Source organism: Azospirillum thiophilum, from assembly GCF_001305595.1.
In the GTDB taxonomy this organism is placed as follows: Bacteria; Pseudomonadota; Alphaproteobacteria; order Azospirillales; family Azospirillaceae; genus Azospirillum; species Azospirillum thiophilum.
In genome coordinates, this window is record NZ_CP012406.1 from 312,806 (window position 1) to 339,305 (window position 26,500).

At 67.8% G+C, this 26,500-nt stretch carries 23 protein-coding genes; 8 read left to right on the forward strand and 15 right to left on the reverse strand.

Going from position 1 to position 26,500, the window contains the following annotated elements; genetic code table 11:
* Window positions 1-117 precede the first annotated feature (117 nt).
* Complete coding sequence (locus AL072_RS29720; protein WP_045585085.1) at window positions 118-933, forward strand: DeoR family transcriptional regulator; 816 nt, start codon at window positions 118-120, stop codon at window positions 931-933.
* A gap of 176 nt (window positions 934-1,109) precedes the next feature.
* A complete protein-coding gene (locus AL072_RS29725; protein WP_045585086.1) occupies window positions 1,110-2,165 on the forward strand; it encodes a GMP reductase in 1,056 nt (351 codons plus the stop codon).
* A gap of 35 nt (window positions 2,166-2,200) precedes the next feature.
* On the opposite strand, the gene AL072_RS29730 is transcribed toward AL072_RS29725, so the two are convergent.
* From AL072_RS29730 to AL072_RS29740, 3 genes are all read right to left on the reverse strand, one after another.
* The gene (locus tag AL072_RS29730; RefSeq protein ID WP_425388625.1) at window positions 2,201-3,388 is read right to left on the reverse strand and encodes a LysM peptidoglycan-binding domain-containing protein; all 1,188 of its coding nucleotides are present in this window, start codon (window positions 3,386-3,388) and stop codon (window positions 2,201-2,203) included.
* 131 nt (window positions 3,389-3,519) lie between these two features.
* Entirely contained in the window at window positions 3,520-4,425 is a 906-nt protein-coding gene (locus tag AL072_RS29735) for a cytochrome c (protein WP_052710348.1), read from the reverse strand.
* A gap of 3 nt (window positions 4,426-4,428) precedes the next feature.
* On the reverse strand, window positions 4,429-4,914 hold the full coding sequence (locus AL072_RS29740; RefSeq protein ID WP_045585087.1) for a c-type cytochrome: 486 nt from the start codon (window positions 4,912-4,914) through the stop codon (window positions 4,429-4,431).
* Between the two features lie 144 nt (window positions 4,915-5,058).
* On the opposite strand from AL072_RS29740, the gene AL072_RS29745 reads away from it, so the two are divergent.
* From AL072_RS29745 to AL072_RS29770, 6 genes are all read left to right on the forward strand, one after another.
* Entirely contained in the window at window positions 5,059-5,643 is a 585-nt protein-coding gene (locus AL072_RS29745) for an LOG family protein (protein ID WP_045585088.1), read from the forward strand.
* 151 nt (window positions 5,644-5,794) lie between these two features.
* Window positions 5,795-7,300: a replicative DNA helicase gene (locus tag AL072_RS29750; protein ID WP_052710349.1), complete on the forward strand. Its 1,506-nt coding sequence runs from the start codon at window positions 5,795-5,797 to the stop codon at window positions 7,298-7,300.
* A 1-nt stretch (window position 7,301) separates the two neighbouring features.
* Complete coding sequence (alr, locus tag AL072_RS29755; protein WP_045585089.1) at window positions 7,302-8,450, forward strand: alanine racemase; 1,149 nt, start codon at window positions 7,302-7,304, stop codon at window positions 8,448-8,450.
* Between the two features lie 118 nt (window positions 8,451-8,568).
* Entirely contained in the window at window positions 8,569-9,345 is a 777-nt protein-coding gene (locus AL072_RS29760) for an MlaE family ABC transporter permease (RefSeq protein ID WP_045585090.1), read from the forward strand.
* A gap of 11 nt (window positions 9,346-9,356) precedes the next feature.
* A complete protein-coding gene (locus tag AL072_RS29765; RefSeq protein WP_045585306.1) occupies window positions 9,357-10,145 on the forward strand; it encodes an ABC transporter ATP-binding protein in 789 nt (262 codons plus the stop codon).
* A gap of 87 nt (window positions 10,146-10,232) precedes the next feature.
* On the forward strand, window positions 10,233-10,913 hold the full coding sequence (locus AL072_RS29770) for an endonuclease III domain-containing protein (protein ID WP_045585091.1): 681 nt from the start codon (window positions 10,233-10,235) through the stop codon (window positions 10,911-10,913).
* Between the two features lie 272 nt (window positions 10,914-11,185).
* Here the strand turns inward: AL072_RS29770 and AL072_RS29775 are convergent, their stop codons facing one another.
* The 12 genes from AL072_RS29775 to AL072_RS29830 all read right to left on the reverse strand — a co-directional run bounded on the left by AL072_RS29775 (window position 11,186) and on the right by AL072_RS29830 (window position 26,440).
* Window positions 11,186-11,416, reverse strand: a complete 231-nt coding sequence (locus AL072_RS29775) for a hypothetical protein (RefSeq protein WP_045585092.1) — start codon at window positions 11,414-11,416, stop codon at window positions 11,186-11,188.
* Between the two features lie 95 nt (window positions 11,417-11,511).
* Window positions 11,512-12,003 (reverse strand): lysozyme, encoded by a 492-nt coding sequence (locus tag AL072_RS29780; protein WP_045585093.1) that lies wholly within the window; start codon window positions 12,001-12,003, stop codon window positions 11,512-11,514.
* Window positions 12,004-12,165: 162 nt separating this feature from the next.
* A complete protein-coding gene (locus AL072_RS29785; protein ID WP_144428415.1) occupies window positions 12,166-12,681 on the reverse strand; it encodes a hypothetical protein in 516 nt (171 codons plus the stop codon).
* Between the two features lie 72 nt (window positions 12,682-12,753).
* On the reverse strand, window positions 12,754-13,341 hold the full coding sequence (locus AL072_RS35405) for a hypothetical protein (RefSeq protein WP_200909987.1): 588 nt from the start codon (window positions 13,339-13,341) through the stop codon (window positions 12,754-12,756).
* Between the two features lie 11 nt (window positions 13,342-13,352).
* Window positions 13,353-14,174 carry a glycine-rich protein gene (locus AL072_RS29795; protein WP_052710351.1) on the reverse strand — a complete coding sequence of 274 codons (822 nt, stop codon included), beginning with the start codon at window positions 14,172-14,174 and terminating at the stop codon, window positions 13,353-13,355.
* A 2-nt stretch (window positions 14,175-14,176) separates the two neighbouring features.
* A complete protein-coding gene (locus AL072_RS29800; RefSeq protein WP_045585095.1) occupies window positions 14,177-14,596 on the reverse strand; it encodes a hypothetical protein in 420 nt (139 codons plus the stop codon).
* A gap of 15 nt (window positions 14,597-14,611) precedes the next feature.
* Window positions 14,612-16,048 carry a phage head spike fiber domain-containing protein gene (locus AL072_RS29805; RefSeq protein WP_144428416.1) on the reverse strand — a complete coding sequence of 479 codons (1,437 nt, stop codon included), beginning with the start codon at window positions 16,046-16,048 and terminating at the stop codon, window positions 14,612-14,614.
* Complete coding sequence (locus AL072_RS29810) at window positions 16,045-16,950, reverse strand: hypothetical protein (protein ID WP_045585097.1); 906 nt, start codon at window positions 16,948-16,950, stop codon at window positions 16,045-16,047. Before AL072_RS29810 ends, AL072_RS29805 begins: the two co-directional genes overlap by 4 nt.
* 2 nt (window positions 16,951-16,952) lie before the next feature.
* Window positions 16,953-18,515: a hypothetical protein gene (locus AL072_RS29815; RefSeq protein WP_045585098.1), complete on the reverse strand. Its 1,563-nt coding sequence runs from the start codon at window positions 18,513-18,515 to the stop codon at window positions 16,953-16,955.
* Window positions 18,515-25,771 (reverse strand): phage tail length tape measure family protein, encoded by a 7,257-nt coding sequence (locus AL072_RS29820; RefSeq protein WP_158511106.1) that lies wholly within the window; start codon window positions 25,769-25,771, stop codon window positions 18,515-18,517. Before AL072_RS29820 ends, AL072_RS29815 begins: the two co-directional genes overlap by 1 nt.
* A 28-nt stretch (window positions 25,772-25,799) precedes the next feature.
* Complete coding sequence (locus AL072_RS29825) at window positions 25,800-26,018, reverse strand: hypothetical protein (protein WP_045585100.1); 219 nt, start codon at window positions 26,016-26,018, stop codon at window positions 25,800-25,802.
* 35 nt (window positions 26,019-26,053) lie between these two features.
* Window positions 26,054-26,440, reverse strand: a complete 387-nt coding sequence (locus AL072_RS29830; protein WP_045585101.1) for a hypothetical protein — start codon at window positions 26,438-26,440, stop codon at window positions 26,054-26,056.
* Between the last annotated feature and the right edge of the window lie 60 nt (window positions 26,441-26,500).

A 26,500-nucleotide genomic window follows, 5' to 3' on the forward strand; every position in this document is an offset into this window, starting at 1 on the left:
ACGAAGACGGCACCCCGAACACGGCGCCATTCCCGGTTCCTGCTTCGCCCCGGTTTTCGCTTTGACCGCTTGCGCGCATCTGATTGACTGACGCCCCTTCCACCGGAGACCCCCGCCATGGACGCGCGCCTGGACGCCGACCACCGCCAGCAGGAGATCGTGGCCCTGGTCCACGCCAAGGGCATGGTTCAGATCCAGTGGCTGGCCGAGCATTTCGACGTCACGCCGCAGACCATCCGCCGCGACATCGAGTATCTCGCCGGCCAGTCGGCGGTCCGGCGGTTCCGCGGCGGCGTCACCGTGCCGTCGAGCGTGGAGAACATCGCCTATTCCACCCGCCAGACCCTGATGGCCGACGAGAAGCGCCGCATCGCCGAGATGGCCGCCCGCCATGTGCCGGAGGACGCCTCGCTGTTCCTCAACATCGGCACGACGACGGAGGCGGTGGCGCGGGCGCTGCTCGGCCACAAGCGGCTGCGGGTGCTGACCAACAATCTGAACGTCGCCACCATCCTGCACAAGAGCACCGGCTTCGCCCTGTCGATCGCCGGCGGGCAGGTGCGCGAGCGCGACGGCGGCATCATCGGCGAGGCGACGGTGGAGTTCATCCGCCGCTACAAGGTCGACATCGGCATCATCGGCATCAGCGGCATCGATTCCGAAGGCGACCTGCTGGATTACGACGAGCAGGAGGTGCGCGTCGCCCGCGCCATCATCGACAGCTCGCGCCGGGTCTTCCTGGTCACCGACCACACCAAGTTCGGCCGCAACGCCATGATCCGCATGGCCGATGTCGGGGTGCTCGACGCCCTGTTCACCGACCGGCTGCCGCCGCCGGAACTGCTGGAGGTGCTGAACAACGCCGACTGCCAGGTCCATGTCGCCGACGGCAGCGAGACGGCGGCAAGCGAGGGCGAGGAGGCGGAAGAGTAGGCGAAGGAGTAAGGAAGTTCCGGCGCCGCTCTTCCCGATTCGGCGAAACAGCTTCAAACGCCGCCGCCCCCGCAGCGTCCCGATCGCGCTTGCCGAACGGCGGCACCGCCTCCACTCTGTAACGTCGGGCCAGGGTTCAACGGTCGGCCCGCCGAACAGACCGGAGCAGGTGTGCGGTGATCATCGAAAGCGACCTCAAGCTCGACTTCAAGGATGTGCTGATCCGGCCCAAGCGCAGCACGCTGCAAAGCCGCAACGACGTGGACGTCAACCGGACCTTCACCTTCCTGCACACCAAGCGCGACTGGACCGGCTTCCCGCTGATCGCCGCCAACATGGACGTCACCGGCAGCATGGGCATGGCCCGCGCGCTGTCCCGCTTCGGCGCGATGACCGCCCTGCACAAGCATTACAAGGCGGACGAACTGATCGCCTTCTTCCGGGCGGAGGACGAATCGGCCGTCCTGTCCAACGTCTTCTATTCGATGGGCACCACCGACGCCGACTACGACAAGTTCCAGGCGGTGAAGGCCAAGGCGCCGGTGGGGAAGATCTGCCTGGACGTCGCCAACGGCTATACCGAGCGCTTCGTCGAGGTCATCACCCGCCTGCGCCTGGAGAATCCGGACCTCGTCATCATGGCCGGCAACGTCGTCACCGGCGACATGACCGAGGCGCTGCTGCTGGCAGGCGCCGACATCGTCAAGGTCGGCATCGGGCCGGGGTCGGTCTGCACCACCCGCAAGATGACCGGGGTCGGCTATCCCCAGCTGTCGGCCATCATCGAATGCGCCGACGCCGCCCATGGGCTGAAGGGGCAGGTCTGCGGCGACGGCGGTTGCGCCGTGCCGGGCGACATCTCCAAGGCCTATGGCGCCGGGGCCGATTTCGTCATGCTCGGCGGCATGCTGGCCGGCCACGACGAATGCGAGGGCGACATCCGCTACGAGGAGAGCGACGGCGGGCCGGTGCCGGTCGCCATGGTTTTCTACGGCATGTCGTCGGGCACGGCGATGCACAAATATTCAGGCGGCGTCGCCTCCTACCGCGCGGCGGAAGGCAAGACGGTAGAGGTGCCCTATCGCGGCCCGGTGGAGGGCACCATGCAGGAGATCATGGGCGGCGTGCGCAGCATGATGACCTATATCGGCGCCACCCGGCTGAAGGAGGTGCCGAAACGCACCACCTTCGTCCGCGTCGGCGCCCAGTTGAACACCGTGTTCGGAGGCTGACGGGCGGGGCGCCCCGGCGGCGGCCCGGCGGCGCCTCAGTTCACCTGCGGCAACGCGAAGATCTGGCCGGGATAGATCAGGTCGGGGTCGCGGATCTGCTCGCGGTTGGCGGTGTAGATGGTGGTGTAGAGCATGCCGTCGCCATAGGTGCGGCGCGCCAGCCGCCACAGGCTGTTGCCGGGCTGGACGACGACGCTGTGCCCGTCGGTCAGGCCGGCGGGCATGGCGGAGACCTGGACCGGCAGCTCGGCGCGGGCGACCACCTTGCCGGCCTGGGTCACCTGATCCGCCCGCAGGGTGTAGATGCCGGGATCGATCAGCTTTTCCGGGGTCAGGCGCCAGTTGCCCTTGGGGTCGGTGTGGGCGCTGCCGACCAGGATGTTGTCGAGATAGAGCTGCACCGCGCTGTTGGGCGCCGCCCGTCCGCCCAGCGCGACGCGGCCGGCGGGGTCGTAGTCCATCGTCTCCACCGACACGCCGCCCGGCGGCGGGGGCGCCCCGTCGGCCGGCACCGGCGGCGCCTGCAGGACCGAGCTGCCGCCCATGGCCGGAGGTGCCCCAACCAGACCGGCACGCGGGACCGCCACCGCCATGGCCGCGGTTTCCGACACGGCTGAGGTGGTGGTGGACGCCGTCCGGGCCGGCTTGGCCGCGGCCGGTTCCGGTACCATCACCACGACCACCTTGTCGGCGGGGACCGGCGCGTCGGCGCCGGGGCGGGTTTCGGTCAGGGTCAATTCGCGGGCACCGGGCGCCAGCGGCGTGTCGGGCAGCATCACCCATTCGCCGCGCTGGTCAGCCTTGGCGGTGGCGACCGGCTTGCCGCCGTCGGTGACCGTCACCTCCGCGCCGGGCGCCGCACGCCCGGCCATCACCGTCGCGCCGTCCGGCGCCACCCGCACCACGTCGAAGCTGGGGCCGGCGGGCGCCGCCGGAGCGGCTGCCGCCGGCTTGGCGGCGGAGGCGGAAGACGCAGGGGCCGGTGCGGGGGGCGGTGCGGGGGGCGGGACCAGGGCAGCGACCGGGGATGCGGGGACTGCGGGAGCGATCGCCGCCGGCTTGGGCAGCAGCGGCATGTCCCCGGCCATCCCCTTCCCTGCCCCCTGCCCTGCCGGATCACCCGCAGGCCGGCCCGCCGGCCACAGGGCGACCGCCGCGGCCCCACCGATCAGAGCCACGCCCAAAGCTGCGAACAACGCGTTTCGTTTCACCTGAGCACCCATCCGGCGGCCCGCCACGCTGGCGGGATGCCTGACTATAGCAGAAGGACAGAGCGCAAAAGAATGGTGCCGTTGGAGACTTTTCCTCCGCCGGACGTGACGGATTGCCCCTTCCGATCACCAGTCCGAAGGGCTCACTCCTTCGCCGGCACCGTCTTCAGGTAGGCGGCGATCGCGGTGCGGTCCTCCGCCGTCAGTTTCGAGGTGCTGTTGCGCACCACCTCGCCCATGGCGCCGCCGACGACGTCGCCCTCCGGGGTCAGGCCGGTTTCCAGCAGCAGCGTCAGGTCGCCGTCCGACCAGCCGCCGATCCCCTTGCCCTCGGCCGCCGTGATGCCCGGCACCTTGTCGCCGTCCGGACCGTCGGGGTTGCCGGCCAGATAACGGCCGGCCTCCATCCCGCCCAGCAGCGAGCGCGGGGTGTGGCATTCCCCGCAATGGCCGAGCGCGTCGACCAGATAGCGCCCGCGGTTCCAGGCCGGCGGCCGGGCCGGGTCGTCCGGCACCGGGCCGGGGGTCAGGTACAGCCATTGCCAGGCCGGCACCAGGAAGCGCCAGGAGAAGGGCGGCGTCAGGTCGTGCGGCCGGTTGGGCGCCGCGACCGCCGGCCGGCTGAACAGATAGGCCTTCAGGTCCAAGAGGTCGCGGTCGGTCATCCGCGTGTAGCTGGCATAGGGAAAGGCCGGGAACAGGGCGGCGCCATCCGGCCGCACCCCCTCGCGGAAGGCGCGGATGAAGTCGGCATCGCTCCAGCGGCCGATCCCGCTGACCGGGTCCGGCGTGATGTTGGGGGTATAGAAGGTGCCGAAGGGCGTCGCCAGCGCCCGCCCGCCGGCCAGCGGCTCGCCGCCTTCCTTGTCGTTGGTGTGGCAGCCGAGGCAGCCCGCCGCATCGAAGAGATAGGCGCCCCGGCCCGCCGCGTCGCCCGGAGGACCGGCGTCGGCCGCCCGCGCACCGCTGCCACCCGCGAAGCCGCCGCCCGCAAAGGCGAGCAGCGGCAGCACGGCGCGGACCAGGACCCTGATCGGGACGGGCCGCATCGGTCAGTTCTTCTTGACGCGGAAGTCCTCGTGGCAGCTTCCGCAGGTCTTGGAGGTGGCGCCCAGCGCCTGGGCGATCTGCGCGCGGTCGCCGCCCTTGATCGCGGCGTCGAGCTTCTCGGCGGCCGGCTGCACCGCGCTCCAATAGCGCTGCGCCTCGGCCCAGTTCTTCCACAGCTCCGGCTTGGCGGCGCTGTCGGTCACGCCGACGGCGGTTCCTTCGGGGAAGATCGCCTTCAGGTCCATCTTCGACACCGCCAGCACGGCCGCCGCCCCCTTCGCCGCATCCTCGGCGGTGGCGCCCTCATTCTTGACGAACTTGGCGACGGCGCCCATGCCGCCGCCCATCTTCTTCATCGTCTGCTGCCGGTCCTTCACCTGTTCGGCCGGATCGGCGGCGCCGGCGCTGCCTGCCGACATGCCGAACAGCCCGAACATCAGACCGGCGACGGATGCCGCCGCAAGGACATTGACGACGCGGTTGTTCATGTGGTCCCTCCCGATGATGCCATGGTCTTAACGGTGCCTGTGCCGCAGTTGACGCGCGGCCGCGTCCGATATTCCATGGCATTCACCGGATTTTTTGCGGCTGCCGCCCCGTTCGGGACCGGTGGCGAGAAAGGTTGACCCGCGATGAAGAGCCTGTCGTCCGTCTGCGTCTATTGCGGCGCTTCCGCCCGCGTCGCCGATGTCCACAAGGAAGCCGCCCATGCGCTGGGCGACGGGCTGGCACGGCGCGGCATCCGCATGGTGTATGGCGGCGGCCGGGTCGGGCTGATGGGCATCGCCGCCGACGCGGCGCTGGCGGCCGGCGGCGAGGTGGTCGGCATCATCCCCGAACACATCCAGTCGGCGGAGATCGAGCACACCGGCCTGACCGAGCTGCATGTCGTCGACAGCATGCACACCCGCAAGCGCATGATGGTGGAGCGCTCCGACGCCTTCGTCATCCTGCCGGGCGGGCTCGGCACGCTGGACGAGGCGTTCGAGATCCTGACCTGGAAGCAGCTTCAGCTGCATGACAAGCCGATCGTCATCGCCGACGTCGACGGCTATTGGCGCCCGCTGCTGGGACTGATCGACCACATGGTGGCCCAGGGCTTCGCCCGAATCGACCGCTCCGCCCTCTACCGCGTCGCCGACCATGTCGACGGCGTGTTCGCGGCGCTGGGCAGCATGCCCGACGCGGCCCACCCGGCGCAGCCCGGGAAGATGTAGGGCCGGGCTCCAGGACCGGCGCCCCCAAAGGCTCCGGCCGCGGTTATCCCCAAACTTCCCATCCTGTGGATAACTTCTGTGCACAGCTTTTGTGGAGGGTCACCCGCCCTTCACCGAGCGTTCCCGTTCTGTTTCTGCTATTGTGTCCCCCATGAGCAACCAGACCTCATCGCTGTTCGATCCCCGCCCGTCATCCGCGGTCAAGCCGACGGCCGAGTACCGCACCCCTCCCAACAACGAGGAGGCGGAGCAGGCGCTGCTGGGCGCGATCCTGGTCAACAACAAGGCCTATGAGAAGGTCGGCGAGTTCCTGCGGGCCGAGCATTTCTACGACCCGGCCCACCAGCGCATCTTCGCCGCCATCACCAAGATGGTCGACCGCGGCCAGATCGCCAATCCGGTCACGCTGAAGTCGCTGTTCGACAATGATCCCGAACTGGCGGTCGAGGGCGGCAGCGCCTATCTGGCGGATTTGGCGGCCAACGTCGTCACCGTGGTCAATGCCGGGGATTACGGCAAGACCATCCACGACCTGTTCATCCGCCGGCAGCTGATCGAGGTCGGCACCGACATGGTGAACGAGGCGTACCGCCACGACCTCGACATCACCGCGCTCGACCAGATCGGCGAGGCGGAGAAGCAGCTGTTCGACCTCGCCTCGACCGGCGACGTCCAGGGCGGCTTCGTGGCGTTCGGCGAGTCGGTGAAGCACGCCATCACGACGGCGGAGGCGGCCTTCCGCCGCTCCAGCCACGTCACCGGCGTCACCACCGGCCTGATCGACATCGACCGCAAGCTCGGCGGCCTGCATCCGTCGGACCTCGTCATCCTCGCCGGACGCCCGTCGATGGGCAAGACGGCGCTCGCCACCAACATCGCCTTCAACGCCGCCAAGGCGCACATGCGGTCCTCCGGCCAGGAGGGCGGCGTGGTCGGCTTCTTCTCGCTGGAAATGTCGGCGGAACAGCTCGCCACCCGTATCCTCGCCGACGAGGTGCAGGTGCCCGGCGACAAGATCCGCCGCGGCGAGATCCGCGACACCGACTTCCCGAAATTCGTCCAGGCCAGCCAGGATCTGGCCCGCTGCCCCTTCTATGTCGACGACACCCCGGCCCTGTCGGTCTCCGCGGTGCGCACCCGCTGCCGCCGGCTGAAGCGGACCTCGGGCCTCAGCATGGTGGTGGTCGACTATCTCCAGCTGCTGCGCGGCTCGTCGTCGCGCGGGGCGGAGAACCGGGTGCAGGAAATCTCGGAGATCACCCGCGGCCTGAAGGCGATCGCCAAGGAGCTGGACGTGCCGGTGGTGGCACTGTCGCAGCTGAGCCGCGCCGTGGAACTGCGCGAGGACAAGCGGCCCCAACTGGCCGACCTTCGCGAATCGGGCTCGATCGAGCAGGACGCCGACGTCGTCATGTTCGTTTTCCGCGAACAGTATTATCTTGAGCGCGCCGAGCCCTCGCGCCGGCCCGACGAGAGCGACGACAAGTTCAACGACCGCTACCAGCGCTGGCAGCAACGGCTCGGCGAAGTACACAACACCGCCGAGGTGATCATCGCCAAGCAGCGCCATGGTCCGATCGGCACCGTCCGTCTCTACTTCGACGGCCAGTTCACCAAGTTCGGCGACCTCGACCAACACCATCAGGGTGACGAGTAAAGTGCCTGCCCCAGAGCCTGTCCCCCAGCCTGTCCCGTCCGATCCGGCCGCCCGCGCCGGGGCCTTCCTCACCGTGGATCTCGCCGCGGTGGTCGCAAACTGGACCCAGCTGCGCGACCGCGTGGCGCCGGCCGAATGCTCGGCCGTGGTCAAGGCCGACGCCTACGGCCTCGGCGTCGCCCGCGTCGTCCCGGCGCTTGCCGCGGCCGGCTGCCGGACCTTCGTCGTCGCGCAGTTCGAGGAGGCGCTGGCGGTCCGCCGTGCGCTGGAGCCGGTGGCGCCGGACGCGCAGGTCTTCTCGCTCGGCGGGCTGCCGGCCGGCTGCGAGGGCGACTTCATCGCCAACCGCATCCTGCCGGTGCTGAACCATCTGGGCGAGATCGCCGCCTGGGGCGCCTTCGCCGCGTTGCGCGGCGGGGCGCTGCCGGCGGTGATCCACATCGACACCGGCATGAACCGCCTCGGCCTCGGCCCCGACGAGCTGGACGCGCTGGCCGCCGAGCCGGCCCGGCTGGCCGGCATCGACGTGCGCTATTGGATGACGCATCTGGCCTGCGCCGACGAGTTCGACAATCCGATGACCGGGGCGCAGCTCGACCGCTTCCGCTCCGCGCTCGCCCGCCTGCCGAAGGCCAAGGCAAGCTTCGCCAACTCGTCGGGCATCTTCCACGGGCCGGACCATCATTTCGACCTCGCCCGGCCGGGCTGCGCGCTGTACGGCGTCAACCCGACGCCGCACCTGCCCAACCCGATGCGCGGCACGGTGCGGCTGGACGCAAGGCTGCTGCAGGTGCGCAACTGCACCCCGGCGATGACGGTCGGCTACGGCGCCGCCCATGCCGTCACCGGCCCGGCCCGGATCGCCACCATCGGCGTCGGCTATGCCGACGGCTACCTGCGCGCGCTGGGCGGCAAGGGGCAAGTCTTCGTCGATGGTGTCGCCGCCCCCATCGTCGGCCGCATCTCGATGGACCTGATCACCATCGACGTCAGCGGCCTGCCGGAGCAGGTTGCCCATGCCGGCCGCATGGTCGAGCTGATCGGCCCCAGCCGCCCGGTCGACCGGGTGGCGGCGGAGGGCGGCACCATCGGCTACGAGATCCTGACCTCGCTCGGCCGGCGCTACCACCGGGTCTATCTGGGCGGGTGAACCCCGGCCGCGGCAAGGCCACGCCCCTCCATTGCGAAGTCCAAGGATGACCGCGGGCCGCATCGGTGCTATGACCGCATCGCCCAAACGAGACACCAACTAGGATGCGGGCCGACTGATGGTTTTCCTCGCCGCCACCGGCCGGGCCTTCCTGATCTTCCTGGAAGCGACCGGACGCCTCGCCCTGTTCACCGGATCCGCCCTGTCGCACTGCGTGCGCCCGCCGCTCTACCCGCGGCAGATCCTGCGGCAGATGATCGACATCGGCTATTATTCGCTGCCGGTGGTCGGGCTGACGGCGCTGTTCACCGGCATGGTGCTGGCGCTGCAGAGCTACAGCGGCTTCTCCCGCTTCCAGGCGGAGGGCGCCATCGCCACCGTCGTCGTGCTGTCGATCACGCGCGAGCTGGGGCCGGTGCTGGCCGGCCTGATGGTCGCCGGGCGCATCGGCGCCGCCATGGCGGCGGAGATCGGCACCATGCGGGTGACCGAGCAGATCGACGCTCTGTCGACCCTGTCGACCAACCCCTACAAGTATCTGGTGGCACCGCGGCTGATCGCCGGCCTGACCATGGTGCCGCTGCTGGTGGTGGTCGCCGACATCATCGGCGTGTTCGGCGGCTTCCTGGTCGGCGTCTACCGGCTGGACTTCAACGCCGCCAGCTACATCAACCGCACCTGGGAATTCCTCGAACCGATCGACGTCATCTCCGGCCTGGTCAAGGCGGCGATCTTCGGCTTCCTGATCGCGCTGATGGGCTGCTACCACGGCTACCACTCCAAGGGCGGCGCCCAGGGCGTCGGCGCTGCCACCACCAATGCGGTGGTCTCGGCCTCCATCATGATCCTGGTGTGGAACTACCTGATCACCGGCCTCTTCTTCTCGACCAAGTGAGCGCCACCGCCATGACCGTCCCGCCCACCACTCCCCCGAAGATCGCGCTCCAGGGCGTCACCAAGCATTTCGGCCCGAAGAAGGTGCTGAACGGCATCGACCTGGAGGTCGGCAAGGGCGAGTCGCTGGTCGTCATCGGCGGGTCGGGCACCGGCAAGTCGGTGATGCTGAAGAGCATCCTCGGCCTGCTGACGCCGGATTCCGGCTCGATCAAGGTCGATGGGCAGGAGACGACGCGGCTGCGCTCGCGCGACCGCGAGAAGCTGCTGCACAAGTTCGGCATGCTGTTCCAGGGCGCCGCCCTGTTCGACAGCCTGCCAGTGTGGGAGAATGTCGCCTTCGGCCTGATCCAGGGCGAGCATATGCCGCGCGCCAAGGCCAAGGAGATCGCCATCGCCAAGCTGGGCGCCGTCGGCCTCACCCCCGACGTGGCGGAGCTGTCGCCCTCTGAGCTGTCGGGCGGCATGCAGAAGCGCGTCGGCCTCGCCCGCGCCATCGCCGACGAGCCGGAGATCATCTTCTTCGACGAGCCGACGACCGGCCTCGACCCGATCATGGCCGATGTCATCAATGAACTGATCGTGCAGTGCGTGAAGGATCTCGGCGCCACCGCGGTCACCATCACCCACGACATGGCCTCGGCCCGCAAGATCGCCGACCGCATCGCCATGATCTACCAGGGCCGCATCATCTGGACCGGCCACGCCCGCGACATCGACAATTCGGGCAACGCCTATGTCGACCAGTTCGTCCATGGCCGGGCGGACGGGCCGATCAGGATGCAGATCAGGGCACTCTGACGGAACGATCACCGGGATATGCCGGTTATCGGACGGGATGGCGTGAGGCGAGGCGCCTCGGCAGCCCGGTCCCGGAGATTCCGCCCCGTGAGCCTGCAATCCGCGACATCACCGGCCTTCGACATCGACGAGGCCTTCCGCCGCCTGCGGGTCGCGGTCGCTCCCTTTCCCAAGGCGGCGATGTTCGAACTGCGCGACCGCGGCCACGCCTCTCCCTTCGAGCAGCTGGTGGCGAGCCTGATCTCAGCCCGCACGCGGGACGAGACGACGCTGGCGGTCTCCGAGCGGCTGTTCGCCGTCGCCGACACCCCGGCGGCGATGGCGGCCCTGCCGGAGGACCGGCTGGCCGACCTGCTGCACGGCGCAACCTTCCCCGAGCCGAAGGCCCGCGACATCCGCGACCTCTCCCGCCGGATCGTCGAGGAGCATGGCGGCGAGGTGCCCGACACCCCCGATGCGCTGATGCGCTTCCATGGGGTGGGGCCGAAGATCGCGGCACTGACGCTGGCGGTCGGCTTCGGCATCCCGGCCCTGGCGGTCGATGTCCATGTCCACCGCATCGCCAACCGCTGGGGCTATGTCGCCGCCCGCACACCGGAACGGACGATGACGGCGCTGCTGGCGGTGCTGCCCCGGCACTATTGGGTCGAGATCAACGAGCGGCTGGTGCCCTTCGGCAAATGGATATGCACCGGCGAGCGGCCGCGCTGCTCCACCTGCCCGCTGCTGTCGATGTGCGCCCGGGTGGGCGTCACCGGGTCGCGCTGACCCGGCGATTGATGCAGATCCTGGCGAGGCGCCGGGCGACGCGGCTAGAAGGACGGCCGGGATTCCGTTTTCCGAGGCTCCGCGATGATCGTCTATGCCCTGCACTGTGCCTGCGGCCATGATTTCGACCAGTGGTTCGACAACATGGGTTACTAGAATTTAATAACGCAATATCAATTGTTTAGCGTATCCATTCCGATTGGATTTCGAAATTCGCCCGACAGGGCGAGGGAAGAGGCGTGGCGACGCTCAAGCCTCGCCACGCCAACCCCTTACCGCGGGCTGGACGGGTCTTTCGCCAGCGAGGCCACCGCGCCCAGCACGGACAGGCCGATGCCCAGCCACCCCTGACCGGAGGCCGCCCCCTGGGCCGCTGCATCGGCGACGCTGGCCGCCGCCGACACCCAGGGGGACGACACGATCAGGCTCACACCACCCAGGATGCTGGCGAGGCCGGCATAGGTGCTCGGTTCCTTCAGGCGCTGCACGTTGATGGTCTTCATGGGATTTTGCCCCTCCTTGGGCATGAAAAAGGCCGCGCGGCGGGATGCCGGCGGCACGGGAAAAGCGCGTCAGATTGAGAGAGTGGCGGAGCCGGTCAGCCGTTGCCGTCGCAGGTGCAGATGCTGCCCTGTGCCTGGGCCGTCTGGCCGGAGAACAGGGCGGCTTCGGCAGCGCGGCGGGCGACGAGACCGGGCAGCCGAGTCGACACGCCTTTGACCTTGGCATAGACCCACCGCTCGAACTGGATGGACGCTCCGTCGTAATCGCGGGCGTTCAGCAGCTTCAGCAGAGTGGAGCTTTGCAGGTTGCCGGCCCCCAGGTTGAAGACGAAGGAGGAAAGCGCGCCGCGTTGATCGTCGTTTACCGGCACTCTGACCAGCCGGTCGACCTGGGCGGCAGCAACAGCCAGATCGGCCGACAGGAAAGCGTCAGCCTGGGCGGAAGTGATGGTCTGACCCATCTTCACGCCCGCGGTATGACCGTAGCCGATGGTCGGCACCCCGGCCGGGCAGAGGTAGGCAGTCAGGCGCAGTCCTTCGAAGTGCTTCACCAAGGCGATGGTGGCGGGTGACACAGGGTTGGTCATGGTCGAATTCCTTCTCATTGACGGGGCGGAGGGCCAAGCCGGAGGAAGCCGGCGGACATGCCGCCGTTGGCGGCAAGGGCGAGGCGGGCAAGCGTGAGACGGGCGAGGGGTTCATCCCCGCCACACTCAGCCAGGACGCGGGCGGCGAGTTGCTGCGCGGCGTCAGGCGGCGGAGGCATGGTCGACCTCGATGTCAGCCACAGCACGGGGAGCCATGGCACGGAGGGCGGCGACGTCGACCCCCAGCGCCGCCAGCTGGTCGACCAGGGCGATAATGATTCGGGACTTCTCTTCGTCGCGATGCTCGAGCCCGACGAGCTGCGTCCTGATGGCATCCAACTCGCGGGCGAGCGCCACATTCTCAGTCCGCAGCTTCTCTTCCCGCCGGGTCGCGCCTCCGCGCATCGTGGCGTAGGCATCGGCAAGCGGCCGGGCGGCCCGCGGCAGGGCCTGCACGACGGTCGTCAGGACGAGCACGACCGCGGCCAGCCCGGCGAGGAAGGCGATGCCCAGCACCAGTTCCAGGCCGACCACGGCCGGTCCGCCACGTTCCAGCAGGTCAAGCGCACGGTCGAGTTGACCGGCCAACTGATCGATGGGCGGTGGGTCGGTGGCCGCCCACGCCGCGCCATAGGTCACCAGTGCGGAGCCGGCGAGGGTTAAAGCCCGAAGATTCAAGATGCCCTCCACGCATGAAAAAGGCCGCTCGCGGCGGCCGGGTCAGGGTCAGGGTTGGAGTGTTGTCGCGGGCTACTCGGGCCAGACCAGAGGCGGCAGTTCGGCGACCATCTCTTCCGGGGTAAGGGGCGCGCGGTCGCCTGCCAGCACGGCGTCCAGCGCGGCGAAGCACGCCGTCCAGACTGCAGAGCGCCACGCCAGCACGGCCCGCGCCTCGGCATCCCACAGCGGGTTTGGATCGCCGACATAGGACACCGCGGCGGCGGCTGAGGAATAGTTGCGTCCAGCAACCGCTGCGTCGAGATGGCGCTGCACCGCGTCGGCGACCTGCTGCTTGATGGCTGCCCCGGCCGCCGCCGCGCGCGCCGCGATTTCAGCCGGCGTCAGGTCCACAACCTTTGGCCGGACGATGATGGCCTTCGTCGTCGGGTCGGGCGTCTCGTCCCTTTCATCCGACAAGCATTGCGTTGCCGGTTCATAGCGCGGCACTTCGTACAGTATGGGCCAATATCCGAAGCCGACATGTTGGGGAGGGCACGGATCGAGGTGAGATGCGGGATCGGCTAGCACCTCGGCCGACAGCCCAATAAGCTCAACGGGCACGTTGCCTCTGTCGACGATCTGCCGCGTCGAGAGGTCAACTTTGCAGTAAGTGTCCATTTGGGGTCACCTCAGTAGCGCAGCACGATGCGGCCGGCATTGCCAGCCCGGCCGGCAGTACCCGCATAGTCGACATTGGCGGTCACGGCGGCGGCGTCGCCGCGAAGGTTGCTGACAAGCGAGACCAGGGCCGAATTGTACCAGTTGGAGCCGCCGCCGCCGCCGCCGCGCCCAACGCCACTTTGCAGCGCCCCGGAGCCGCCACCGTAGTATCCGCCGCCGCCGGCACCGCCCTGATAGTAGTTGGCGCCCTGATACTGCCCGGATGTCGTGCCGCCGCTGTTGCCATTGGCACCGCCAGCCGATTGCGTGCCACCAAGGCCGCCGTAACTGCCGCCAAGGGTGCCAGCAGCCACGCCATCCCCACCGGTCGCCGGACCACCGGCACCGCCAAGGCCGACATCCCCTATACCGCCGCCGCCGGCAGCAATCGCCAGATCGGTCGATCCTCGCCGGATCACCGCATAACCACCGCCGCCATCGCCGAGATATCCGGGCGCTCCCCCGCCGGGACTGCCCGCAGCGGAGTTGCTACCCGCCGTCGGGATCACCAGCGTCAGCACCTCGCCGGGGGTGACGGGGATGTCCACCTCCATGAAGCCGCCAGGGCCGCCATTGCTGCCGCTGCCGCCAGAGGCACCCCAAAACCGCGCCTTAAGCAGGGTAATGCCGGCCGGGACGGTGAAGAGATAGGTTCCGGTCCCGGTAAGTCCGGCGTCGCCCCCCACACCATACGCAACCCGGTTGCTGAATGGCTGTGCCGTCGCGGCCCGGATCGCGGCTGCGCTGGTACTGGCGCCCAGCGCGACACTCAACGGCTGGAACATCGCCATGGTCAGTAGTCCTTGCGCTGGGCGTTGCAGACGACACCGCCGGCCAGGGCGACGCCAATGGCGGCATAGAGCTTCCAGCCGGCCTGGAGACGCAGCGGATTGGCTTCAGTGATCTGCGTGCCATCGACGTGCTGCACCAGCGTGGCCGAAATGGCGGTCGTCTGGTTGACGGTGGTAGCCGGGATGAGGCAGGTCGCCAGCAGGAAATAGTTGGTCCCGTCGAAGCCGTAGAGCTGCCCCTGGGTCGCCGTGATGGTCGCCCGCGGGATCATGGCGATGTGCGGGTATTCCGAGCCGTTCGCCCCGGCGGTGGACAGCAGAACGGCACCGGCGCCATCGGCGTAGAATGTCTTTGCCGCGGTCAGGACGCAAGCGTCATGCGCGAAGCCTTGGGCAAACACGCCCGTGTTGGTAACGGCCATGGGGGAAACTCCAATTCAGATCGAGAAGAGGGCCGCATGGGTCGCGGCAAGGTTCACAGACGAGGCACCGGCACCGCCACCGGCAAGCCGCCAGTAGGCTCCGTCGTAAGTCACAACATACTTGCGACCATAGGTGACGGCCCCGGCGGCGGGGGCCTTACCGGCATAGTCCAGCAGCGGCCGGGCCTGCGTCGATCCCACAGCCAGCGTCATGTACCCATCCGTTACCGTGACAGAGCCGATAGTGGTGGGGATGTAGGCGGTGGGCACGCTACCGGTTTCGACCTGTGCGCCCCAGGCATAGACGGTGCCACTGCCTGATCCCTGGACCGGGAAGACGTGCGGCACGATGGTGGTGCCACTGTTGTTGGCAATTGCGACGGACACCCGATAAAAGCCACCGGGGATCGGGTCGATGCTGGACGCGACCGGGGAGCCGAACCAAGTGCTGATTGTGCCGGCACTCAGGTTGACGTTCAGGCCGCATTGCGCAGAGCCGTGATTAAGCTGGATGCGGCAAGCGGACGAAGTGCCGGCCTTCAGGAAGGTCGAATACACGCGGGTCGTGGTGTCGGCGGTAACGCTGATCGACTGGTTGACGCCCGCCCCGGTGCCACCGCTGATCATGTCAGCATTCGTGGTGCCATCCGGTGCGGTCGCGGTGTTGGCCGTGACCGCCGCCCCGCCGAATGTCGCCCAGGTCGTGGAAAAGTCGGCGGATTGGAGGCAGGCGTTAGTGCGAGACATAGAGCCGTTCGTGGCACCTGCGATCCATTCGATGCTCGGGTTGCCGGCCAGCGACGCCAACGGGCCTGACAGGGTCTGGGCATTCGCAGTGCCGGCGGTCGGGGTGGAGTAGTAGACTGGGCCGGCACCCTGCGCACCGGCAGCGCCTGTATCGCCCTTGTCACCGGTCCTTACCCACCCCATCGCAACTGCATCCCCGGTGGCAAAACCACCGGGACCGCCGATGCAGGTCACCGCGACCACCTGATACCCGGCGGCCACCGCGACGCCCGTCACTAGCAGATCAACATAAGTCGACCGGTCGCCCACTTTTACCACCCTCGCACGAGCCTTGGTCATGGAGCTGGACGCGCCCAGTTCAGTCAGCACCGCGGCGATGCTCACCCCATCCGCATCGGTGGTCGACAGAACCAAGCTGTAGCTGCCGGTGGCAGGGTTCGGGCTGCTGGCCCGCATCTTTCCCGCCCCCGGATCGCCAACGGCGGTGCCAACGTCCCACGCCATCAGCACCGCCGACAGCCCTGCCGCCGTCGTACCGAGTGCAGTCTGCAACTCTGTCCCAACGGTGGCGACGTCCGCCAGCATCGGTTCCAGGTTCGTGTCCGTGCCACCGGTTCCGGTCAGACCGAAAGGATTGGTGTCGATCTTGAACGGATTCAGATTGTATTGCCTCAGACGAGCCAAGGCTTCGGAAAGCATGCTCATTCTCGCCACTCCACAAGATCAATCGTCGTCGAGGCAAACTGCGGCGGGATGTACTTATGGGCGTGGTCGCCCACCCGCCGGAACAGTCCGCCATAGCGGAAGCATTTTTCCGGACTGGTGACGTCGGGTAGCCAGACGATGGGCTTTTCATTGCCGGCCCGGTGGGCGGCGTCGAAGAGCTTGTCCCGCACCCCTTCATTGACCTGGGCGAGGTCGATGGTCGCCGTCCGCTTGCGAATGCCCGGCTCCGCCCAGGTGCCGCCGCCGGGCGTCTCCGTCAGCTCCGTGTTCGTCTTTACTCCGTCGCCCGAACCGGGGGCATGCCGGGTGATCGTCAGCCCGTCACCAGCCCAGCCCAGCCCGACCCGGTAAACCGTGTCGTCCGTCCCATCCGGCTGGTAGGCACCGCCCCATAGCGACCAGCGGACGACGCGGGCGCGGCACAAGCTGACGTTGGCGTGGATATTCGTGGTGTAGAGCCTGAAGTCCTTGTTCCGCAGCCCGCCGCGCAGCCAGTTCGGCAGGCCGGGCTGAAGGGTCCGGGGATCGTACAGGCCGGGAATCACCCGGCGGTCCCGGCCGTTGGGGTAGCGGGTGTCGGCGACCTTCTCGGTCCGGCCCGCATCGGCAAACGCCTCCATGCGGCAGAAGGATTCCTGCCACAAGTTGACGTGCAATAGACCGGCATAGGCGAGGTCGATCAGATATTCCCACTCGAATTCGATAACGACCGGATTGTCGACCGCACCCAGCCGGGTGGACACCGCCCGATCTTCCAGGGGCGTGGTCAGCAGCGAAGTCAGTGGCGCTGTGCCGGCAAAAGCGGCATTGCTGGTCACCTCGCAGGGGTTCTGATCCCCCTCGTTCGCTACCTCGTTGATGTCGGTGAAGAACCCGGCCATCGTCAGCGCTCCCCATAGAGGGTCGCGCCGCCGCCGCGATCCCGATTCGTCCGGCCATAGAGCACCAGCGGGCCGCCACTCTCGAAGCCGGCGACGTCGTCGAACACCAACACCGCGTCGCCGATCCACAGACCGGGGGCTCCGTCCCGCACCTTCAGCTCGTAGGGCTGCGGCGGCGACTTGGTTTCCACCTCCCAATGCGGCAGCTCGGCCGCCGCATCGGCTGGAAGCGTCAATGCCGTCTCGATGGTGGCAACCTTCGCCCCGGCCCCATAGGCGGCCACGATGGCGTCATCGGTTTCCCCGGCCACCTCGCGCCACGTCTGCGTCCACAGCGCCACGTCGGCGGGATCGGTGGCGTCCGGGGCGGTCTGCGTTACCGGGTTGGGGTTCTCCGCATAGCGCAGGATCGTTTGTTTTGCCGGCGGGGTGTTGGTCCGTGTCAGCGGCTTCAGGCCAGGGGTGGAGCCGCTGACGGTGCTGTACGCCCGCTCCGGCGTAGCGGCATCGGCGCGCGGCAGCCGGGTGATCACCAAGCCGTCCGACAGGGCCACATACCAGCGGCCCCGCGCCACCGACCCAACCAGCTTGTCCAGCACATCCTTATGCGACCGGCCATCGCCGGAGGGCAGATACAGCCCCACCGTGCGCGGGGTGGCATCCATGCCCGACGCGTCGACGCTGGTGACGATCCCGGCCTCCAGGGCGAGGGCAGCGGCCAGATCGCCGATGTAGCGCTTCCAGACACCGCCGAACAGGCGGCCCTTCACCTCGACCCGGAAGTCTTCGAACTTCACTGCGGTGGTGAGGAAGCCGGTCGCCAGATCGACGGCGAATTGTGACGATGACGGCGTGCCGGCAGTCTTCGTCACTGGCACACCGAGCGACCAGCCGCGCGGCACATCGAACACCGGCTTGCCGCCGCCGACCGACCAGCGGTGCAGATCGCCGATGATGCCCAGATACGTGGGCGATGCCATCGGGACATGCCCCAAGGGCACCTCCTTCAGCACGTCCTTCATCTCTGCCGGCCCCTCATAGCCGCCGGTCCCGGCGTATCGATCGGTCTGCACCGGCTCGTCGAAGTCGGTTTGGCGGTCGTAGAGCGGCAGCTTGATGCTGGTACGTTCCGGCACCGGCAGCCCGGCCCGCGCCGTCCAGACAATCACCGCAGTGCTGTAGGCGTCGTCGTCGTCCACCTCCTTTTCGGTGATGGTCTGGATGACATAATCGGTCAGCAAGGGGTTCAGCGGACGCAGACCGAGCGGCACGCGTAGCCAGACCCCCGCAGTGGCGTCGAAGACGTTGGCCCAGCGCGGCAGGGTGTCTGCCGCCCGCACGTTGATCAGGGTAAGATCGTCCCGTTGGGGAGCGGTGCCGCCGGCCGCGCCGGCCGCTTGGATCAGCACGGACGCCCATTGCCCGACCAGCGGGAGCCACGTCACCGACGCGGGCGTGTCGTCGGCGCGGGACTGGTAGCCCTTCGACCCGGCGCACAGGTACCAGACATGGCGATGCTGGTCGGGCCGGTGATAGGTCCCAAGTTCATAGAGGCGAATTTTCATCACATGGCTCCGGCGATGCGGCGAGGCAGGTCCTGCACCTCGCCCTTGATGCCGGTCAGCCCGTCGACGAGGTCGGCCGCGATACTGGCCTGCTGCTGCACCTCGGTCCGGGCCAGCCCCTCGATCTTGTCCGACAGGCTGTCGATCTTGCCGCCCACCGCCGCCATGGCCTTGACCAGGGCGGCCATGCCGTTGGAGCCGCCCAATCCGGACGGCAGGAAGCCGACAACGGAGGGGCCCAGCTCGCCACGGGCGGCGGCCATGGCGGTGGCGATCTGATCGGCGGTCCAGATGCGGGCCGGGCCGGTGGCTTCCAGTTCCGCCCCTCGTTCGCCGACTACTCGCAGGCCGCCGGCATGGAAGCCGCCACTGGCGAAGCCGGGCACTTGGGCGGTGTGCGCCTGGGCTCGCACCGCCGCCTCGAATGCAGCGGCGTGGCCGAGTTGCACCCAGGCGTTCAAGCCGGCATCGATCCCACCCTCGTACCCGGAGGTGCGCACGGCGGCGAGCTGCTGCGCCTCCGTCAGGGCCTCCCAGGCACGCTGGACGTCGTCCGGTGCGCCATAGCGCGCGCCGCCGGCAATCGACGTGACGTTGGTCCCGAAGGCCGCCGCGCGGTCGGGCGAGGACGCCAACCAGATGTTGAAGGCATCGTCAACTTGGCCGCCCCAGCCCATGGAGCGGGCGATGCCGAATTGCTGCGGAGTCGACAGCCCATCCCATGCCGCCTGGACCTGGGCGGGAGCCGAGTAGTGCGGCGCGGTGCTCGATGTGCCGGTCAAACGTTCCAGTGGCTTCAACGCCGCCAGCATCTCGGCTTTGCTCTGGTCCGCGATGCTCTTCAGGTCGGTCAGCGCGCCATAGGTCTTCTGATTGGCGTTGGCCGCCTCCGACCGCCCCTTTTGCAGCTCCTTCAGCGCATCCTGCGCCGCCTCAAGCTGCTGATCGGCGGTGTCGACCCCCAGCGCCGTCTTGTCGCCCAGCTCGGCAAACACCCCCATCACCGTGTCGTACCAAGAGCGGGCGGTGCCGGCGGAGTTGGTCTTTTCGATGCTGACCAGGGTCGGGCCGATCTGGGTCAGGATGGAGCGGGCGGCATCCTTTTCGTCCTTGCTTGCGCTGTCCGACCGCAACGTCGTCAGGGCCGTGCGCCACTGGCGCGCGGCCTCCGCCAACCGTTCCTGCGGACTGATCGGCGCGTCGTCTGAAATCGCGAGACTGTCGCGTGCCTTTTGGAACTGATCGGCAATCTTGGCGACCGCCACAGCGCCGTCCTGAAGCCCCGTGATCAGATCCTGTTCGGCGGCGATCCGCTGATCGTAAGCGCCCAGCAGGTCGGCGTTCGCCAACTCGAACGCCTTGGTGGCCCGCTCGGATGCCTGCACCTGCACAAGGGTGGACACATCATAGCCGCCGTCCTGGGATGCCTTCAGCTCCTTCTTCTGCTGTTCATCCAGGCTGATGAGCTGGGAAGCCCGGTCATTGCCCACCGCAGAGAAGGCCCGTGCGGTCACGCCAGCATCGAACTGCCGGGTGGATTCAGCCGCAGCGTCGTTGAGCTGCTTCAGCGCGGCGGCGGCGGCGGTGACCACTGCCGGAGTGTCGGCAAAATCGCTGACCACCTGCTGAAGGCTGGTGCTGGTGATGGAGCCCGACTTGACCAACCCTTCCATGGCGGAAACCAGGGTGCCGATCACCTTCGCCATCTGGTCGGCGCGGGCGGTGCCTTCCGGCCATAGGGCGGTGACGTCCTTCAGGCTCGTCTTGTAGGCGTCGATCAGGCTGACGGCCGAGTCGTATCCTTCCTCCCCTTTCGACTTCCGGAAGGTCGTGTCCAGGCTGTCGCTGTAGGACGACTGTTCCTTCCCCAGAGCGTTGTTGAAGCCCTGGTTCAGCTTGGCCGCCAGCTCGTCCCCGACAATACCGACCGAAGCGAAGGCTTTGACCAGATCGGTGGCGGTGGCGGACCACTGACCGCGCAGCTGCTCGAGCCTCTGCTCTTCCGGGCTGGTCTCGACGGTGACGCCGGCCACTTCGTCCAGCAGGCGCTTCCTGACCGCGCCAAGCGCCTCCATCTGCTGCATGGCACCGAACAGGCCATCGGGCACGGCCTGCCCGGCGGCGACATAAGCATCCGCCGCCTTCTTCATGTCCGCGGCGAGCTGGTCGAAGTCCTTGCCTATCGGGCTGAACGTGTTGTTTCCGAGGCCGACCACGATGTCGTTCAGTTCGGACACGCGACTGCGGACCAGACCGACGGCGTCGAACTGTATCTGGAGCGCATCGGCCTTCTGGCGGGCCTGCTCCTCCTGCATCTGCCGGGCTGCGGTCGCGGGCGCAATCCCCAGCTCGGCCGCATAGGCATTCGCGCCGTCCAGTGCGCGCTGAAGGACGTCAGGAATTTGCCCGGTGCTGGCGAGCAGCTGCTGCGCCGCGGTGTCCAGCTCGGCCAGAGCCCCGAGCGGATCGTCCTGCGAGCCTGAGAAGATTTTCCACGGCGCGTCCGCGATCTGCGCCACAGTGGCGTTCCGCGGGCCTCCTACAGCCGCCGCGCCAATGAGGGCGTTGGCCTTCTCGCCATTCGGATCGGCGGCGATCACGTCGCGCAGGCGGGTCAGCGTCTCCAATACGCCAGGGTCGATGTTCCCGCTCGCCGTTCCGCCCGGATCACCCGGACCGGCCTCCGAAGGAGCGTCACCGCCAAAAGTGGACTCCAGGAAACCGCCAAGGGTCGCAGCAGCTTCCCGCATGCCGCCAATGGCCGCCGTTCCGATGACGCCAACCATGCCGGCGAGGGCTTGTGTCTCGTGGGCCGGGAGCCCTACAGCCTCGCTCAATGCTTCGTTGATGCCGTCAAGCGCTTCTCCGATAGCGTCAACGAAGCCACCGAAAAAGCCACCGGAGTCATTGCTGTTCCCATTGCTGTCTACGCCGTAGCCGCTGCCCGTGTCGCCCTGAGACGTGCCGCTGCCCGGCGTGTCGCGCTCGCCGCCGGGGCTGTTGTCCGAACCGACGCCGTCGCCCGAATCGTCGAAACCGAGCAACCCGGTGGCCGGGTTCACCCGGCCCCGCATGCCCAGAGCACGACGGACCGCCGATAGTTCGTCCGTGCTGCGCAAATGGATCAGGGTATCATCGCGACCTTGCCCCATTCCGGCGATCATCTGGGCGCTTTCGCGGGCGTTCCAAATCCGTTCGCCGCCGGACAGCCGGACGACTTCAGGCCCTTCTTCGCCAACGACAGCCCAGCCCGATGGAGCCGACAGGGTACCCGTTGCGAAACCCGGCAGCTTCGATCCGGCGGTGATCGTAAATACCGTCTGGGCGGTGTCGATCACGTCCAGCAATGACTTGCCGAACGTGTTCGCGGTATCCACGCCCGACTGGAACTGTTCGAAAAGATCGCTGATGGAACTGCGCAAACCAGCAATCTGACGGTCGAAGCTGTTGGCGAATTCCAGATGAGCCAGTGCCTCTTCAAGGCTGAGGCTGGTTTCATGGGCGAGGGCGTAAGCCACCTCGGGAACGGCCGACTCCATCCCCTTCAACAGCTCAAGCGCGGCTTCTTCGGCGGATTTAGTCTTGGTGTCGATGTAACTGTCACCAGCCTTCGGTGTAAGATTCAGCCGTGCCGAAATATCATTCAGACCCTTGGCGACTTTCACCGCATCGGCATTGAATCTTGTCGGATCACCGTCGTTGTCCTGGGCGTAGGCGCCCAAAGCATATTTGCCATTGGCGCCCAGGGTGATGTGGCTGATGCTGTATTTATCACCACGATCCTTTGCGCCGCTGACCGCCGACAGCAGCGCGCCAGCCGCCATCATCACGCCGCCTACTATCTGGGTGACGCCACCGGGGATCATGGCGACGGCACCGCCAACGCCCATGAGGCCGCCGCCGATCATCTGGCCGGTGGTCGCACCTTTTTGCGTCGCGGTCGCGATGCCGCCGGCAATGCCGCCCACCCCCTGGATAACCTGCCCCCAACTGGGATTCCAACCGCCGATGCCTTCGGCGGCCGGCATGGGGCCGACGAAGCTGGGGGACGGCGCTTCGACCTGTCCGAACACCGGTTGGGACAGCCACGATCCACCGGCACCCTGGACGGCCGGGGCGAAGGACGTGGAGCCGTCCTTATTGCGGATAACCTGTTGCTGTCCGGACCCTCCGAACATGGGCAGGTCCCATAGGCTGGCCGAGTGTTCGAAGCCCAGCTCGTTCTTCAGCGGGTTGATCAACCCCATCTGGAAGCCGCTGCCGACAAGCGACGCCGCGGAAGCCTTCAGGATGTCGCCCAGCTTCAGCGCCTCGCCCTGTCCCTTCACCAGCGCATCGACAACCGATTCGAGCGGGCGCACGACCGCATCGTCAATGGCCTCACCCACGCCCTTCCATGCATCCTGGGCGTGATCGGTGGCAATCTTCCAATCGACCGTCTGGGCGGCAAGCTGGCGGGTCTGTTCGACTGTCCTGCGCTCTTCCTCCGTCAGATCCTTGCTGACGTCGATGCCCTGCTGTCGGATGGCGACTTCGGCCTGATAGAGGGCCAATGAGCGGGCACGGCTGTCGGCCGACGCACCGGTCAGCGATGCTTCGACCTGCTGAAGCTCGAGCCCGTCGCGCTGCTGCTGATTGTATTGCTTCAGCGCGTCGATCTTGGACAGTGACGACGCCTTCTTCGATGCGGCGTCATAGCCGGCCGCCAAGTCGCGGAGCTTCTTCGCAAGCTCGGTGTTACCGGTGGCTTCCGCCGCCTGGGCGGCAGCGAGGGCGGCGGAGGTCGCCTTCGCCACCTGGGCAACCCGTTCCGCCTCCATGCGGGCGGCGATGCCGTCATCGGTGGCAGCGACCACCTGTTGTTGCGCTTCCGCTTCAAGGTCAAGCTGTTTGGTCGCCTGGGCCAGCGACACCGCTTCCTCGCCCGCCTTCTCTGCGACGATCTGACGGGTGCGGGCCTCGACGTCGACGGCGGAGGTGATGGCCTCGCTCTGGGCCTGCCGGCGGGCATCGGCCTCAATGCCGGCGGCGAGCGAATCACGGTAGGCATCGGCCGATGCCACCGCACCGCGGATCGATGCTTCGGTCTGGGCGTTCTGCTGGGCAATCGCCGCCGTCTGGTTGTTCGTGACCGCAGCGCCGGCCTGATCGACCTGGGTCTGTCGTTCGGTGGCGCTGGTGGCGGTGCCGATCAGCTCGATGCGCTTGCCTTCGGTGGCGAGGAAGCGTTCGCGCGCCACTCCTACCATGGTGGCGGCTTTCGCATCGGCGGCGGCCTGCTGCTGGCGCTTATAGGCGTCGACGTCGACGCCCTTCGTCTCCGCCGCCCGCAGGTCGGCAAGCTGCGCCTCGAAGCCGCCAAGCGCCCGCTTGGTCTCGTCCGAAGCCCCGACCATGTCCGGTCCGAAGGCGCGACGCAGCTTCGTCACCTTCTCAGTGACGTCGTCGATCTGGGTGCCGAGCGGACGGGCTGCGCGGGTGATTTCCGCCGCCTCGACCCCAAAGCGGTCACGGTCCTGATTGTTCTTCCTGATGGCGGCCTGTTCGCGCGCACGGGCCTCCGCGGTGCGGCGCTGATTCAGTTCGGCATCCACCTGTTGCAGACGCTGGGAACCGTTGCCGCCCATGCCGGGGGCGCTGAAGCGGCTGTCGACGGGCACGGCATCGTCAGACGCCGTGCCGCCGGTTTCGGCGTCGATGCGGGAGCGGTCCAGATTGCGCGCCTGAATGAGCTGCTGCCGCTCGCGCTCCAACCGGCGGATGGCTTCGGCGTTCGTCTCCGGTGAGGCCGCCTTGCCGACCGCATCGAAGGCTCCGGATACAGCCCGGCCCACGCGCTCCCAGGCTTGGGCGAAGGTGGTGGTGTTATCGGCAAGCCCGCGCACCCGCACGGCCAGCTTGTCGGCGACGAGAACGCGCGCGGCCTCTTCCTGCCCGGTTGCCTTAAGCTGGCGGACATGCTGCATCTCCGCGGCATTCAGGATGCCGTACGAGGATTGCAGTTTCTCAGCGGCGGCGACGGGATCGGCGAACATGCCGGCCAGATCGGCCTGGGCGGCGTCGCTGTCCTGTTTGATCGCGGCGGCATAATCGCGCGACAGCGCGATCAGCTTTTCCATCGACGCGGTGCCGATGTTGCCGGCGCGGATGTAGGCGGCTTCCTGCTGGCGGGCTGCCGCCACCGTGATGGAGCCGCTTTCGGCCGCCCGCTCCGCCAGCCGCTCGAGCTGATCGGCCGACATGCCGACGCGGTCACCCATCAGCCGGGTGGCGGTGGACACCTCCGCCATGGCGCGCTGATGCGATTCCGCCGCGCCGACCACCAGGGCCAGACCGGCCGCGACCGATCCCACGGCGATGGCGGCGACACCGGCCGGCGACGTCAGCAGCGCCATGGCACGACCGACGCCACCCACGGCACCGGTCGCCTGCGGCCCCTGCTGCATCAACACCAGCAGCGGGTTTTGTCCGCCCGCGAGCTGCACCGCCGCATCCTGAAGCTGATAGCTCAGGTTGGTGATTTCGTGGGCGGCAAGCTTGGTGTTCTGGGTAACGACCTGCGTCACGCCGTTCTGTTCGCGCAGAGCGCGCGACAGGCCGGTGTAGCGGTCGTAGGAAATGCGCCCATCGGCCAGAGCTGCGTCCAGATCGGCCTGATCGGCCGCTGCCTTGCGCGCGGCGGCCCCATGGCTGTCCAGCCGGTCTTCCAGCACCCGGAAGGCTGCGGCCTCTTTCTCGGCTTCCTCGCGCAGCTTGCGGGCGGCAATGGTCGCCGGATCGTATTCGTTGGCGAGGCGCTGAAGCTGCTGCTGGTAGGCATCTCCCACCACGATCCCGCCGCGGTGGGCGTTTTCCAGATCGGCAAGCTCCGCCTCATAGCGCTTGGTGGCCGTGGTGACCGGGTCGAACTTGGCTTCCAGCCGGTCCAGTTCCCGGCCCCATGCCTCGATGTCGGCAGCGCGGGACTTGGTGCTGCCGCCTTGCCCGATGATGCCGACGGAACGGTTGATCCGTTCAGCGGCCGACCCGACCCCGGCAGCAGCCGAATCCAAGTCCTTTTTGACCGCTCCCGCCGTGCGGGTGACGCCGCGCGCCGCGGCCTCAAGCCTGTCGAAGGCACGGTCGACCTTCGACAGGTTGCGGTCGATACGGTCGGTCGTGCCCCCGACAACCTGCACCGCCGCCTCCATCTGCTGACGCAGCAAGGCCGTAGAGGCTTCGATAGGGACGGAAAGGCCAGGAAGGTCTTCAGCCATGGGTTCCCCAAAGCAAGGCGCCATCCGGTCAGGGAGGCGCTTTGCCCTTCATCTTGCTGATCAGGAAGGCGGCGATGTCTTCACCCGCTTCCGCCCGGTCGGGCGGAGGATCGTCATCGTCCGGTTCGCGCTTGGCGAAGGGCGAGGTGTCGATCACGAACTTCACCGTGCCCTTCACGGCGAGTTCCAGCAGCGGGATCGGCGTGTCCAGCACGACGTCCGGGGGCCAGTCCTTGCACCCGAGCACGCGCTCGACCAGATCGTCGAGATAGGCTTCGACCGTCAGGAAGCGGCGGCCTCTCTTGCGGTCGTGGCGGGCGCCTCGCCGTTTCCCTGGGCGGCGGCCTCCGCGTCGGCGCGGCGCTCCTCCTCCGTCCGCCCGCCGTTCAGCAGCATCAGGGTGAACTGGTAGAGCACGCGGGCCATGGGCGTGATGCCGTAGTCGAACAGCGCCTGTTCGGCGGCCTCGCCGGTCTTGCCGGACGCGGCGCTGAAGGTCACCAGCAACACGGCATAGTCGATGGAGATGAGGGAGTTCAGCGCGTTCTGAATGCCGCCGGTGGCCTTGCTGATGGCGGCGGCGGCGCGCGGCGTGCAGCGCAGTTCGACGGGGTCGCCGTTGATGATGACGGTGACGACGCCGCGGGCGTAGATCGGAGCGGTGGACATCGGTCGGAGATCCTTCGGTCAGGATGGGAACGGGTGTCAGGGTGGGACATGGACAAGGCC